The organism is Vreelandella populi (assembly GCF_003989825.1).
GTDB lineage: Bacteria > Pseudomonadota > Gammaproteobacteria > Pseudomonadales > Halomonadaceae > Vreelandella > Vreelandella populi.
This window is the reverse complement of sequence record NZ_RZHE01000006.1, coordinates 268,915-281,924: the sequence shown is the minus strand read 5'-3', so window position 1 is coordinate 281,924 and position 13,010 is coordinate 268,915. Positions and strand designations below refer to the sequence as shown.

The window sequence follows — 13,010 nt, the reverse complement described above, 5'->3', positions numbered from 1 at the left end:
GAATAGCCAATGGCGGGACAAAAGGTGCCTGCCAGATAGACAGGTAGGTATTTGTTTCTACTTTAACCTTCTGTTTAAGAATATCTTTTTATTTTAATTGGCTTGTTGGCGCAGGCCTTGCTACTACCTTGGCAACAAGCAACAAAGCACAGACAGGTTTATCGGCACAATAAAATGCAGCCATCGAGTTTGACGGGCAAATAACAACGCTAACGCCATCAGACAATAGGCCATTAATAAATGTGCTCTCATTCCAGCAGTGCGACATTTGGCACCGGTGCAGGTGTCCCTGAGACAACGGCGTCCAGGCAGGCTTCTTTTGAGGCTCGCTTGGGCGCCTTTTGCTTTTTCAGCGGGAGGAAATCAGTATGTCCCAGGCCACACGCTCGGCTTGTAAAGCAAACACGACGTGCCCTTATTGCGGTGTCGGCTGTGGCGTCACCGCCACCGTGGCAGGCGATACCCTCATTGCCGTTGAAGGCGACCGTGACCACCCCGCCAACTTTGGGCGGCTGTGCGTCAAAGGCTCAGCACTCCACGAAACCCTTGGCCAACATGACCGGCTCACCACACCCTGGGTCGATGGCCAAGCGGTTGACTGGAATGTGGCGTTAACCGTTTTGGCTGAGCGGTTGCAGACGACTCGTGCCACCTATGGCGCTGAATCCGTCGCTGCGTATCTTTCGGGGCAGCTGTTAACTGAAGATTACTATGTGGCCAATAAGCTGTTTAAAGGCTTTTTAGGCACGCCTCATCTGGATACCAACTCGCGACTCTGCATGGCCTCAGCCGTAGCGGCGTATAAACGCTCGTTGGGCGCGGATGCCGTTCCCTGCAACTATGAAGATATTGAGGAGGCCGAACTGGTGGTGCTGGTGGGCTCGAATCTGGCCTGGAATCACCCGGTACTCTATCAGCGCTTGAAGGTCGCCAAAACGCGCAACCCGTTGATGCGGGTGGTGGTCATCGACCCGCGCGTGACCGACAGCTGTGAAATTGCTGACCTCTACTTGGGCATTGCGCCAGGAAGTGATGCAGTGTTGTTTAACGGCCTGCTAGCCTGGATGGCGGCGAACCACAAGCTGGATCAGCTCTACCTTGATCGCCATACCGAAGGACTTGACGAAGCACTGCTAGCGGCGAGTTACCACGATATTAATGACGTGGCGGCCATGTGTGATATCGACCCTGAACGGTTGGAGACCTTTTACTACTGGTTTGCCAGCCAACTTCATGTCGTGACGCTCTACTCCCAGGGCGTCAACCAATCCTCCAGCGGTACCGATAAATGCAACGCGATCATTAACTGCCACTTGGCGGGTGGCAAAATTGGCCTGCCGGGGGCGGGGCCTTTTTCGATTACCGGCCAGCCCAATGCCATGGGCGGTCGCGAAGTGGGTGGGCTTGCCAACCAGCTGGCCGCGCATATGGACTACCATACGCCCGGCGCCTTGGACCGAGTCACCCGCTTTTGGGCAACTGAAACGTTAACGCCCGAATTGCCCCAGGCGCCCGGTTATAAGGCGATTGAGCTTTTTGACGCGGTTGAGCGGGGCGAAATAAAGGCGCTTTGGATAATGGCTACCAACCCGGCAGTCAGCTTGCCGGATGCCGACCGCGTGCGGCGTGCGCTTGAAAAGTGCCCGCTGGTGATTGTGTCTGAATGCGCAAGCCATACCGATCTGCTAGCGTACGCCGATATCATTTTGCCAGCGACGGGGTGGTCGGAAAAAGAGGGCACGGTCACCAATTCCGAGCGGCGTATTTCACGTCAGCGTGGTTTGCTACCCGCGCCTGGCCAAGCGCGTCACGATTGGTGGATTATGTGCGAAGCCGCCAAACGCATGGGCTTTCACGAGGCGTTTGATTATACCCATCCCCATGAAATATTTGACGAGCACGCGCGCCTTTCCGGCTTCGAGAATGAAAGGGAGAACAAACGACTATTCGATATTTCCGGCCTGGTGGGCCTTGGGCGCGAGGGCTACGACGCGCTGGTGCCGATTCAATGGCCGGTTACGTCTTCAGCGCCTCACGGAACGGCGCGGTTGTTTGAAGATGGTGAATTCGCCACGCCCAATGGACGCGCCAAATTCATCACCATAACGCCGCGCTTGCCCGAGCAACGCTTGAGTGATGCCTACCCGCTGCGCCTGAATACCGGGCGTATTCGTGATCAGTGGCACACCATGACGCGGACGGCGCGCGCGCCCCGGCTGATGAACCATCGCTATGAGCCGTTTATCGAACTCCACCCAAGCGATGCCGTGCAGTATGGCATTGATGACCAGCAGCTGGCAGTATTGTCTGCCCCAAGCGGCGAGTACCGGGGGCGGGTGCGAATCTCGAATGCTCAGAGGCGTGGTGAGGTATTCATTCCCATGCACTGGAGCGATGCGTTCAGTAAATCGGCGCGTAGCGGTGCTATGCTAAAAGCTTTGACCGACCCTGTGTCAGGCCAGCCGGAAGCCAAGCACGGCGCGGTGGCGCTAGCGCCGCTTAACTCGGCTTGGGAGGCAACGCTGTTGATTGCCCAACCATTAGGGGATAATAGCCCGCAGGAAGCACCCCCGTGGTGTAAAAGCGATTACTGGGCGCGCGTGCCCATGCAGGGCTGCCAGCGCTGGCAGCTGGCAGATGCAAGGCCGGTACATGACTGGCTGGCGCTACTGGCGACATGGCTACCCGATGGAGCTTCCCTGTGGTGTGAAGACAGCGGCAATGGCCGCCTGCGCGCGGCGGCTCTTGTGCAAGGTAAGCTGCGCTGGTGGCTGATGGTCGGCCCGCCGCGCGAACTGCCCGGGCTTGCCTGGCTTGAAGCGCGTTTTAACGAGACGGTCATAAGCGATAAGCATCGGCGCCGGCTGCTGGCGGGGTGCGAAGATGGCGCCGCCGATACCGGCCCCGTGGTTTGCAGCTGCCACCAGGTGGGTCAAACGGCGATTGTTAATGCCATTCGCGCAGGAGATGGTAGCGTGGAAGCTTTGGGCGCCCGGCTTGCCTGTGGAACCCAGTGCGGTAGTTGTTTGCCTGAATTGAAGTCCCTGATTGAAGAGGAGCGTTCACATGCGCGTGCTAAGCAAGCGTCTTATACAGAAGTGGCCTGAGGCCACGATGCGCTTTACGCAGCGTGTGCTGTCGCCGTTCCAGCGCTCAACGCGCAGCGCATCAAACGCGCCTTCGCTCAAGCTGCGCGGCGAATGCACGGCCGGGCATGTGTATCTGGTCGGCGCAGGCAGCGGCGATATGGAGTTGTTAACGCTGAAAGCCGCCCGGCTGTTAATGCAGGCCGATGCTATCGTGTATGACCGCTTGGTAGGCGACGATGTGCTGGGGCTGGTTCCGCTTTCAGCCGAGCGCTACTACGTTGGCAAGGCCAGCGGCCATCACAGCATGCCTCAGGCGGAAATTGGCGCCTTGATGGTCAAGCTGGCGGCCGCTGGAAAATCGGTGGTGCGTTTGAAAGGTGGTGACCCGGGTATTTTTGCGCGTATGGGCGAAGAGCTTGCCGCCCTGGCGGATGCCAATGTACCCGCACACATCGTGCCCGGCATTACCGCGGCGTCCGCTGCTGCCGCGAGTCTGGGAATTCCGCTCACCGACCGGGGCCACTCTCAGCAATTGCGCTTTATTACCGCACAGCTATGCCGTGAAGGCGGCACGCCCGATTGGAAAACCCTGGCACGCCGCGATGAAACCCTGGTGTTTTATATGGGGCTTTCCAAGGTGGAGGCGATTTGTGCAGGGCTACGCCAGGCCGGGTTGCCCGATGAATGGCCGATCATGCTGGTTGCCAATGCCAGCCTGCCCGAACAGCAGGCGTTGGTGGGCACCCTTAAAGATATGCCCCAACGCCTGGCGGATCATCCGCTGCCGTCACCCTGCGTGATTCTGGTGGGCAGCGTGGTGAGTCTGGTGGCGAGCAGCCCCGCGAATACGCTTTCCTCAGCGAGCATCATCGAAGCGGTCGACCCGACGTAGCGTCGGGAACAGGCGCATCCACAGGCCAACCACTGCCAGCGTGCCCACGCCGCCAATCACCGCAGCGGGCACCACGCCAAACCCAGCGGCCATGCTGCCCGCGCGGAACTCGCCCAATTCGTTGCTTGAGCCGATAAACAGCATGTTGACGGCATTCACCCGGCCGCGCATTTCATCGGGCGTTGCCAGCTGAATCACGGTGGTGCGCACATAAACGCTGATCATATCGGCCGCACCCGCGACCAGCATGGCGATCATCGACACCCAGAACAGGGTGGAGAACGCGAATACCAGATTCGCCAACCCAAACACGGCAACGGCTATAAACATCACATGCCCGGCGCGACGCTTGATACCGCGAACGCCAAGATAAAGCCCCATCAATAGCGCGCCCACCGCAATCGCGCTGCGCAATGCACCCAAGCCTTCCGGGCCCACATGCAGGACTTCCTGAGCGTAAATGGGTAGCAGTGCTACGACGCCACCCAGCAGCACGGCAAACAGATCCAACGAAATGGCGCCCAGAATAATCGGCTGATAGCGGATATAGCGAATGCCGGCGGAAAAACGCTTCCAGGCGGTGCTCTCCAATACCTTGGCTTTCTCGACATAGCGCACCGGTACCAGCACCAGTAAGGCCAGCGCGACGATAAAGCAGCCCAAACATACGGCATAGGCCAGGCTGCCGCCGCCCACACTGTAAAGCACGCCGCCCAGTAAGGGCCCGCTAATCACGGCAACTTTCATGATGGAGCTATTTAGCGCAATGGCCTGGGCCAGCTGGGCGCGGGGCACAATATTGGGCAACAGGCTTTGCAGCGTAGGGCCGGTAAAAGCCCGGGCGCAGCCAAACAGGGCCAGCACGGCATAAAATTCAGTGACGCTACCGTGGTTAGCCTGGGCTAATAAAAGCAGCAATGCGCTACAAATGCCCTGTACCGCCCAGCTCAGTTGCAGGATGCGCTTTCGTGGAAAGCGGTCGACCACATCGCCTGCGGGCAGCAATAAAATCACCATAGGCAGAAACTGCGCAAGCCCTACATAGGCCAGCGACATGGCGTCCCGGGTAATGTCATAGACCTGCCAGGCCACCACAATGGCCTGAATTTGCATGGCAAACACAGCCGCTAATCGAGAAAGAAGAAAGCTTAGAAAGCCCGGTTGGCGATGAATGGGAGGCAGCGAGGCATCGGTAGCTGCAAGCGTGTCGTTATCTGGGGGCATGGGCGGCGTCTTTGTTAGCAAGAGAATGTTAGCAAGCGAATTTTTATAATTCTATCGCTTATAGCGCCAAACGTGGATCAAAAAGCCCGCAAATTTCGCTTGGTTAACGTCAAACCTATTAAGGGCTTTTTTGAATGGGTGGTTGAAGTCACGCGGCGGCTGCCCCATGTTAATTAACACGCTATCAATAGAAAAGGATGTTAATGATGCAAAAGGTTATGCCTAACCCCGGTTTCGGTACCTTCCGCCTGGAAGGCGATACGCTTAAAGAGAGCATTCACGCCGCACTTGAAGCGGGCTACCGGCATATCGATACTGCCCAGTTTTACGGTAACGAGAAAGGTGTTGGTGAAGCGATTCGTGACAGCAGCGTTCCGCGTGGCGACATATTTCTGACCACCAAGGTGTGGTTCGACAATCTGGAACCTCAGCGCTTGAAAGAGAGTGTTGACGAAAGCCTCGAAAAGCTCGGCACCGATTACGTTGATCTACTGCTGATTCACTGGCCATCGCCGGATAACGAAGTGCCGATGGAAGATTATCTAACCGCCCTTAAAGAGGTGAAGGCAGTAGGTAAAACGCGCCATATTGGCGTATCCAACTTCACCATTGAGCAGCTTGATAAAGCCGTGGAGATTCTGGGTAAAGGCGAAATCCTGACCAACCAGATTGAAGTGCACCCCTTCCTTCAGAACCGCAAGCTGGTTGAGCGCTGCGAACAGCACGGCATTCAGGTGACTGCCTTTATGCCGCTGGCGGTGGGCAAGGTAATGGATGATGCAACCCTCAAGCAGATCGCCGATGCGCATAGCGTAACGCCTGCGCAAATTGCCCTGGCCTGGGTCAATCAGCGCAACATGATCACGATTCCTTCTTCTACCAAAGCGCGTAATATCCAAAGCAATATTGCCGCTTTTGATCTCGTGCTAAGCGAAAGCGAAATGGCCGATATTGCCAAGCTGGATCGCAAGGAACGTATTGCGAACCCTGACTTTGCGCCCACCTGGGATGAGTGATTTTCAGTGAGTGCTTAGGAACGTTAAGCAGCTCATGATGTCTATGCGGTGCCTGTCAGAACAGGCACCGCTTTTAGTTAAACTACCTTTAGGAAGCCACCATGAAACAGTCCAAGATTCGTGATAACGCGCTCAAAGCGCAGTTACGAACCCCTATGTTCAAGATGCAGCAGCAAGCGCCCAAAAAGGGCAAAGGCAGCTACTCCCGTAAAGGGCGCAAGGCCCTGCGGGGGTATCGCCAAGCCGCTTGATCAGGCGTTTTGGTCATACTTCTGCTCTAGGTATAGAGCAACTCTACTTACCGATAGCCTTTCGCCTGAAGGTGAAACAAATGAGCGTAGCGGCCATTGAGCGTGAGTAGCGCTTCATGGGTACCGCGCTCAATAATCTTTCCCTGATCAATGACCAGGATGAGATCCGCGCTGCGTACGGTCGAGAAGCGATGGGAGATCAGAATGGTCATTTTATCGCGGCTGTGCTCGCGAAAGCGGGTAAATATATCGGCTTCAGCGGCAGCATCCATGGCCGCGGTCGGCTCATCGAGCACCAGAATGTCGGCTTCTTCGCGCATGTAGGCACGCGAAAGCGCTATCTTTTGCCACTGCCCGCCGGAGAGTTCCTGACCATCTTTAAACCAGCGGCCTAGCTGGGTGTTATAGCCTTGAGGCATGCGCTTTATAAAGCTATCGGCCATGCCGTTGTGGGCCGCTTGCTGCCAGCGCATTTCATCATTAAACGCCTGAATGTCGCCAACACCCAGGTTTTCACCCACCGGCAGCTGATAGCGCACAAAGTCCTGAAAAATGACCCCAATACGTTTACGTAGTGCGTTGGCTTCCCAATCACGAAGATCGCTACCATCAAGGAGAATTCGGCCTTGAGTGGGGTGATAAAGCCGCGTTAACAATTTAATAAGCGTGGTTTTACCCGAGCCGTTTTCGCCCACCAACGCAAGACTTTGACCGGGCGGTAGGTGCAGCGAAATATGCTGTAACACTTGTTTGCCGCCTGGGTAGGCAAAGTTCACGTCTTCAAAGCGCAGCCCATCACCAGGAAGAGTTCCTTGCAGAAGTGTGCCGCCTTCCTGCTCGGTAGGTTGCTCCAGGTATTCGTAAAGGTTAGAGAGATAAAGATTATCTTCGTACATGCCGCTAATCGCCGTGAGGCTTGCAGACAGCGCGGATTGGCCTTGCTTGAACACCATCAAATACATGGTCATCTGGCCTAGGGTAATAGCGCCTGCAATCGTCTCTATCACCACCCAGCCGTAGGCGGCGTAAAATGTCAGCGTGCCCAGCAGGCCAAGCAAGAAGCCCCAGCCCTCGCGGCGCAGCGTCAGGCGGCGGTCTTCCGTGAACAGGCGGTTAAAAATATCGCGGTAACGTTGTAAAAACAGCGGCTCAAGACCGAATAGCTTGACCTCTTTAATGCTGTCTTCACGGGCCAGCACCGTCTCCAGGTAGCCCTGCATACGCGTCTCGGGCGAACGCCGGCGAAATAGTCGAAAGGCATCGCCGGAAAATTTGGCTTCTGAGATAAACACCGGCAAGGCGCCTGCCGCCAGTATCAACAGCGCCCAAGGTGAAAACTGAACGAGCAATACGCTAAAGCTGACAAGGGATATGGCGTTCTGCAATAGCCCGAAGGTTTTATTCACCAGTGCCAGTGGCCGCGTGGAGGCTTCGCGACGGGCACGTGTCAGCTGGTCATAAAGCTCTGAATCCTCGAACTGGCTTAATGACAGCGTGCCCGCTTTTTCTAAAATCATCACGTTCACTTTCTGGCCCAGCAGAGCGCGAAGTAGTGACTGTTGGGCAGAAAGCCCGCGCTGGGCCAATGCAATAAGCGCAATGATAAGTGCCTCTAAAGCCACAAGCTCGAGTACGGGGGTAATAGTGACCATCAGATTGGCGGCGCTGTTATCGCGGTAGGTTTCCATCGCGCTTACTACACCATCAACAATCAGTTGGCCTACCCACGCACCAGCGGCAGGCAATACACCGGCTACCAGAGTACAGAGCGCCAGACCGAACATCATCCAGCGCGAAGTCTCCCACACTAAGCCAAGGGCACGCCGGCTGTAGCGAAAAACGCTGAAAAAGCCGCTAAGGGGGGATGAGCTTGAGTGGAGGGAAGGCGGTTGCATGGCGTGGCTAAGTGGCATCCAGAAAAAGGGAGTGCCATGATGCGATGGAAAGGCGTAGATAGCCAGCCTGCGGCCGCTGGCTGAAGGCAGCCAGCGGCCGGTAGGACATCAGGAAAGCGAATCAGGCAATGACAAAAGCGCCGTACAGCAGGGCGGCCATGACCACGAAGGCGGGGTGGATCTTGAAGCGCACCAGCGCGATAGCGGCTACTACGCCAATGATCACCGTGTGCAACCAGCCTGCACCGTTGACGCCTTCGAGCAGAAAGCCAAGCGTCAGCCAGGCCATCATCATGGCGATCACCGGGCGCACCCACTGGCTCATGCGTTTGACCTGGGGCGACTCGCGGTGGCGATATAAAAGCCCGAGCGCGGCAATCATCAGCAGAAGCGAAGGTACCACCGTTGCAGCGACTGCCACAAAGGCGCCGCCAATACCCGCCACTTCATAGCCCACGTAGCCTGCCATCTTGGTGGCGATAGGGCTTGGCAAGGCGTTACCGAGCGCCAGGGTTTCGGCAAATGTCTGCGAAGTCATCCAGCCGTAACGACCGACAACCTCGGCTTCGATTAACGGAATGATGGCAGGGCCACCGCCGTAACCCACGATATTGGGAATGAAAAATGCTAGGAAAAGCTCCCAGTAGATCATGCCGAGCGCTCCGCTTTCTTGATTTTGGAAAAGGGGATAAACGCGGCAAGCAGAATCGCGCCGATAATAAAACCTGGGTGAACGCCCAGCCAGTAGATCAGCGCGCCGGAAACGATGGCCATCACACTACTGACCAGCCAACCTAACGCCTTTTGCGATTTATCAAAGAAATCCCAGGCCAACTGGCCCATCATGATCATGACTATCGGTACTACGGCTTGCCCCATGCCGCGAATCCACGCAACATCGCGGTAGCGGCTGAAAATGCCCAGCATGACGATCATCGCCGCAATCATGGGTAGAATGACCGCGATGACCGAAACGATGCAGCCTAGCCCCCCTCCCACGCGATAGCCGATATAGCCGGGCATTTTGGTTGCAATAGGGCCGGGGAGCGTATTGCCAATCGCCAATATATCGGCAAACTCTTCATCTGTTAGCCATTTATAGCGTGTAACGGCTTCTGCATGTACCAGCGGTATCATCGAGGGGCCGCCGCCAAAGCCAAAAATGCCGACACGAAAAAAGGCCCAGAACAGGGCTGTCTGTTTCATTGTTGCAGCACACTGATAGAAAGGATCTTAAAAAACATATTTTTCTCTTTTTATCGTTTATAAATAAAAAATCGATTATTTAGCTGAGGTAGAATATAGGCGAGAGCGTTAACCGTCGTCAATACTGAATAATTAACACGCGCGTCACGGTGGATGAAAGGATTTACCATGAACCAATACATTCAACCCTCTGCAAGCACGGCATCAAGCCGTATCTACGATATTTTACGCAAAGACTTGGTAGGAGGGCGCTTTGCCGCTGGTGAAAAGCTGGCGATCAATGCGTTAAAAGAGCAGTACCAGGTTGGCTTGAGTCCATTGCGTGAGGCTTTGAACAAGCTGGCGGCCTACGGCCTGCTAATTCAGGAAAACCAGCGGGGGTTTCGGGTGCCCACTCTTTCCCGTGATGAGTTGGATGATATTGCACAGATGCGGCTGGCGCTTGAGGTCATGGCATTTGAGCAGGCTATTGTTCGCGGTGATTCCGCCTGGGAAGCCGATCTGCTGGCAGCAGAACATCGTCTTAAATGCGCCGATATGACGTTGGATAAAGACGATGAATGGGAAAGGCTACATACCCAGTTCCACCGCACGCTGGTGGCTCCCTGTGGCTCTGTTTGGTTACTGCGCTTTATTGAGCAGTTGCATGATCAGTTTGATCGCTATCGCCGCTTAGGACCCAAAATGCCGGTGATTCGACAGGAGCTGGATCAACAGCACCATGAGTTGGTAGAACTTGCTCTCAAGCGCGATGCAGAAACGGCGCGAAAGCTTCTGGATGATCATATTCGCAAATCCTATGATGTAGCGCTGCAGTGCTTCTTGGAGCACGGCTAGGCACTTGGATTAGCTCATGAGTTTCCGTAGCTATAAGGGTGTACACTGGCGCGTATCAGACAAGTGACAGCGCAGGCGTAAAGAGTAATGCAATATTCAGATGATGTTGTTGCCCAGCAGACATTGAAGTGGGTACGTAATTTTATTGTTGCCCATAACGTGTGCCCCTTCGCCCAGCGTGAAGTAGAGCGTGACTCTATTCGTGTGGAAGTGGTGCGCTCTAAAAAGCTTGAAGTGGCTTTGGAAGAGCTGATGGCGGAAGTGCAGTGGCTTGATGAGCATCCGGAAACCGAAACCACGCTGCTGGTGTTCCCAACGCTTTTCAAGGATTTCGATCATTATCTGGACTATGTGGAGCTGGCCGAAAGCATTTTGGCCGAACAGGGCTATGAAGGCATTTATCAGCTAGCGACTTTTCACCCTGACTACTGCTTTGAAGATGCCGACCCAGACGACGCTTCGAATTACACCAACCGCTCGCCCTACGCGATGGTACACCTACTGCGTGAGGCGAGCGTAGAAAAAGCCATCGAGTTTTACGGTGATACCTCGGTAATACCTGAGCGTAACATTGAGCACTTGAATGCCATGGGAAGCGCCGAAGCCGAGCGCTGCCTTCAACAGGCGCTAACTCAAGAGGCTTCTGATTCCAAAGTCCCGTAAGGCACTATTGCTACTATGGCTCCGCTAACAGCGAAAAAGCGCCCCTTGGCTGAATTATGATCGGCTAGCGGGTTAAGTAACGTACAGTGGATTGTCTATAGCCAATAGTGGGGCAATCCCCAAGCAACGGGTGTTGCCTGGGGGGACTTGTTGGGTTTAAAACGCTTCCCACTCAGGTTCGGAGGTGGTGTTTTTTCGAAGAGCCGCGGGCTTGCTGGGTGGCAGCGAAGCGGTCGGTTTTAATGAAGGGGCACGTGCAAGAGAAACGGGTTGCCCTGTGTTAGGTAATTTGAAGGCGCTCACAAGCTCCGCCAAGCGTGAAGCTTCACCTTCAAGAGAGGCGGATGCTGTGCTGGTTTCTTCTACCAGAGACACGTTTTCCTGTGTCGCAGAGTCCATTTGAGCGATTGCCGTACTGATTTGCGCAATCCCTGATTCCTGCTCTTTGGCTGCTAAGGTCAACTCCTGCATCATATCAGTAACGTGGCGAATAGCCGTATTAACCTCACCCATGCTTTCACCATTGTGCATGGCTTGGTTGGCGCCTTCGGCGATACGCTGCGCAATATCCTCAATCATGGTGCGGATCTCCTTCGACGAGTTGGAGGTCTTGGTCGCCAATGAACGTACTTCGCTTGCCACGACCGCAAAGCCCCGGCCATGCTCGCCCGCACGGGCAGCCTCTACGGAGGCGTTTAGCGCGAGAATATTGGTCTGAAAGGCAATGGAGTCGATTACCTGAACGATGTCGTGAACCTTATGGGAGTCCTTCTCAAGCTCTTGCATCCACTGGCCTGCCCGCTTGGCTTCGGTTTGGCCGTGTTCGGCTTTACTGGCAGCGTTAACCGTCAACTGTTCCGCTTGAGAGGCCGTGTCGGCATTTTGCCGAACGATAGATGAAATCTCATCCATACTTGCCGCTGTTTGCTGAAGCGCCGCTGCCTGCTGCTCAGTGCGAGAAGCCAGGTCCTGGCTGCCACTGGCAATTTCCTTTGAGCTTGAGGCGACAGCGCTGCTGCTTTGGCTAAGCGTTTCTATCATCTTTTGCAGCTTCGCCTGCATATCGTTCATTGCGCTATAAAGGCGACCTATTTCGTTGCGACCACGCGATTCGATAGTATTGGTCAAATTGCCCTGCGCCACGCTTTCGCATAAAGCGACAGCGCGTTGCAGCGGGCGAACGATAAGGCGATTAATGCCTAGCTGTACAATGACATATACCACCAACGCCAAAAAGATTAAGCCAATATTAATGAACATATCGCGCTGGCTACGCTTATGCGCGTTTGAAACGGTGGTTTCCGCCAGCTCTTGAGCATTCTGGTTGAAATCGCGTACACCGCTGGTGAAAGTCTCAAACTGTTCGTTAAAGCGGTCACGGTGCCCCATTAAAGAGGCAATATCACCTGCCTCAAGATCGCGTCTAAAGGAATCGCTAATCAAGCGCTGGTATTCAGATTCAATAGTGGCAACTAACGGCGCGCGGGGTGAGTCGTTGGGTACGCGAATAGCCAAAAACGCATCTAAACGCGTATCAGCCAGCTTTAAAGAAGCGTTTGCAAACTCTAATGATCTTTGGGCTAAAGCGGTTTCGCCACGCTCGCTGTAAGTATCAAGACGTTCAAGGCGCACCCAAATCTGCATCAAGTTAACTTCGGTTTGCGTGATAAACGCTACCTGGTGGGCAGCTACTTCATCCAGCTCGTTTAGGCTTGTGACGGCACTTTTCTCTGCTTGGATGCCAAGTGTTGCTACCAACACCAACATCGTAATTAACAAGCCTAATGCACCAGCTAGGGCATATTTCACAGGGAAATCTTTCATCAAGGTAATTCTCATTCGAGGGGATGCAAGGACATATAAGGAGGGGTAGTCACACCACAATCAGCAAGGGGGAGGCTAATTGTGGTGGCTATAGTATCGGCCCGAAGCGGAAG

Annotated in this window: 11 protein-coding genes; 6 read left to right on the top strand and 5 right to left on the bottom strand. The window is 54.9% G+C overall.

Annotated features, from left to right (window positions below; translation table 11 throughout):
• Positions 1–368: 368 nt before the first annotated feature.
• Positions 369–3,107 carry a nitrate reductase gene (locus tag ELY25_RS06335; RefSeq protein WP_126950438.1) on the top strand — a complete coding sequence of 913 codons (2,739 nt, stop codon included), beginning with the start codon at positions 369–371 and terminating at the stop codon, positions 3,105–3,107.
• Complete coding sequence (gene cobA / locus ELY25_RS06330) at positions 3,067–3,981, top strand: uroporphyrinogen-III C-methyltransferase (protein ID WP_126950437.1); 915 nt, start codon at positions 3,067–3,069, stop codon at positions 3,979–3,981. The genes ELY25_RS06335 and cobA overlap by 41 nt, the downstream gene beginning before the upstream one ends.
• On the opposite strand, the gene ELY25_RS06325 is transcribed toward cobA, so the two are convergent.
• On the bottom strand, positions 3,946–5,205 hold the full coding sequence (locus tag ELY25_RS06325; RefSeq protein ID WP_126950436.1) for an MFS transporter: 1,260 nt from the start codon (positions 5,203–5,205) through the stop codon (positions 3,946–3,948). The two genes, cobA and ELY25_RS06325, sit on opposite strands and share 36 nt — an antisense overlap.
• A gap of 197 nt (positions 5,206–5,402) precedes the next feature.
• Here ELY25_RS06325 and dkgB point away from each other — a divergent pair, with 197 nt between their 5' ends.
• Both dkgB and arfA read left to right on the top strand, forming a co-directional pair.
• Positions 5,403–6,221, top strand: a complete 819-nt coding sequence (gene dkgB, locus ELY25_RS06320) for a 2,5-didehydrogluconate reductase DkgB (RefSeq protein ID WP_126950435.1) — start codon at positions 5,403–5,405, stop codon at positions 6,219–6,221.
• Between the two features lie 101 nt (positions 6,222–6,322).
• Positions 6,323–6,472, top strand: coding sequence for an alternative ribosome rescue factor ArfA (gene arfA / locus ELY25_RS06315; RefSeq protein WP_126950434.1), 150 nt, complete (start codon positions 6,323–6,325; stop codon positions 6,470–6,472).
• Positions 6,473–6,519: 47 nt separating this feature from the next.
• Here arfA and ELY25_RS06310 read toward each other — a convergent pair whose 3' ends face one another.
• The 3 genes from ELY25_RS06310 to ELY25_RS06300 all read right to left on the bottom strand — a co-directional run bounded on the left by ELY25_RS06310 (position 6,520) and on the right by ELY25_RS06300 (position 9,573).
• Positions 6,520–8,367 carry an ABC transporter ATP-binding protein gene (locus ELY25_RS06310; protein WP_126950433.1) on the bottom strand — a complete coding sequence of 616 codons (1,848 nt, stop codon included), beginning with the start codon at positions 8,365–8,367 and terminating at the stop codon, positions 6,520–6,522.
• Positions 8,368–8,488: 121 nt separating this feature from the next.
• Positions 8,489–9,019 carry a chromate transporter gene (locus ELY25_RS06305; protein WP_126950432.1) on the bottom strand — a complete coding sequence of 177 codons (531 nt, stop codon included), beginning with the start codon at positions 9,017–9,019 and terminating at the stop codon, positions 8,489–8,491.
• Positions 9,016–9,573 carry a chromate transporter gene (locus ELY25_RS06300; protein ID WP_126950431.1) on the bottom strand — a complete coding sequence of 186 codons (558 nt, stop codon included), beginning with the start codon at positions 9,571–9,573 and terminating at the stop codon, positions 9,016–9,018. The genes ELY25_RS06305 and ELY25_RS06300 overlap by 4 nt, the downstream gene beginning before the upstream one ends.
• A 168-nt stretch (positions 9,574–9,741) precedes the next feature.
• On the opposite strand from ELY25_RS06300, the gene ELY25_RS06295 reads away from it, so the two are divergent.
• Complete coding sequence (locus tag ELY25_RS06295) at positions 9,742–10,410, top strand: GntR family transcriptional regulator (RefSeq protein WP_126950430.1); 669 nt, start codon at positions 9,742–9,744, stop codon at positions 10,408–10,410.
• An 87-nt stretch (positions 10,411–10,497) separates the two neighbouring features.
• Positions 10,498–11,073 (top strand): DUF1415 domain-containing protein, encoded by a 576-nt coding sequence (locus ELY25_RS06290; protein WP_126950429.1) that lies wholly within the window; start codon positions 10,498–10,500, stop codon positions 11,071–11,073.
• A 156-nt stretch (positions 11,074–11,229) separates the two neighbouring features.
• Here ELY25_RS06290 and ELY25_RS06285 read toward each other — a convergent pair whose 3' ends face one another.
• A complete protein-coding gene (locus ELY25_RS06285) occupies positions 11,230–12,897 on the bottom strand; it encodes a methyl-accepting chemotaxis protein (RefSeq protein ID WP_126950428.1) in 1,668 nt (555 codons plus the stop codon).
• Positions 12,898–13,010 lie beyond the last annotated feature (113 nt).

What these genes read in the sequence shown, in the direction of transcription:
- ELY25_RS06335 (WP_126950438.1), top strand. Translation starts at nt 369, where the DNA reads ATGTCCCAGGCCACACGCTCGGCTTGTAAAGCAAACACGACGTGCCCT.
- ELY25_RS06305 (WP_126950432.1), bottom strand. Translation starts at nt 9,019, where the DNA reads ATGATCTACTGGGAGCTTTTCCTAGCATTTTTCATTCCCAATATCGTG.
- arfA (WP_126950434.1), top strand. Translation starts at nt 6,323, where the DNA reads ATGAAACAGTCCAAGATTCGTGATAACGCGCTCAAAGCGCAGTTACGA.
- ELY25_RS06325 (WP_126950436.1), bottom strand. Translation starts at nt 5,205, where the DNA reads ATGCCCCCAGATAACGACACGCTTGCAGCTACCGATGCCTCGCTGCCT.
- ELY25_RS06300 (WP_126950431.1), bottom strand. Translation starts at nt 9,573, where the DNA reads ATGAAACAGACAGCCCTGTTCTGGGCCTTTTTTCGTGTCGGCATTTTT.
- ELY25_RS06295 (WP_126950430.1), top strand. Translation starts at nt 9,742, where the DNA reads ATGAACCAATACATTCAACCCTCTGCAAGCACGGCATCAAGCCGTATC.
- cobA (WP_126950437.1), top strand. Translation starts at nt 3,067, where the DNA reads ATGCGCGTGCTAAGCAAGCGTCTTATACAGAAGTGGCCTGAGGCCACG.
- ELY25_RS06290 (WP_126950429.1), top strand. Translation starts at nt 10,498, where the DNA reads ATGCAATATTCAGATGATGTTGTTGCCCAGCAGACATTGAAGTGGGTA.
- dkgB (WP_126950435.1), top strand. Translation starts at nt 5,403, where the DNA reads ATGTTAATGATGCAAAAGGTTATGCCTAACCCCGGTTTCGGTACCTTC.
- ELY25_RS06285 (WP_126950428.1), bottom strand. Translation starts at nt 12,897, where the DNA reads ATGAAAGATTTCCCTGTGAAATATGCCCTAGCTGGTGCATTAGGCTTG.
- ELY25_RS06310 (WP_126950433.1), bottom strand. Translation starts at nt 8,367, where the DNA reads ATGCAACCGCCTTCCCTCCACTCAAGCTCATCCCCCCTTAGCGGCTTT.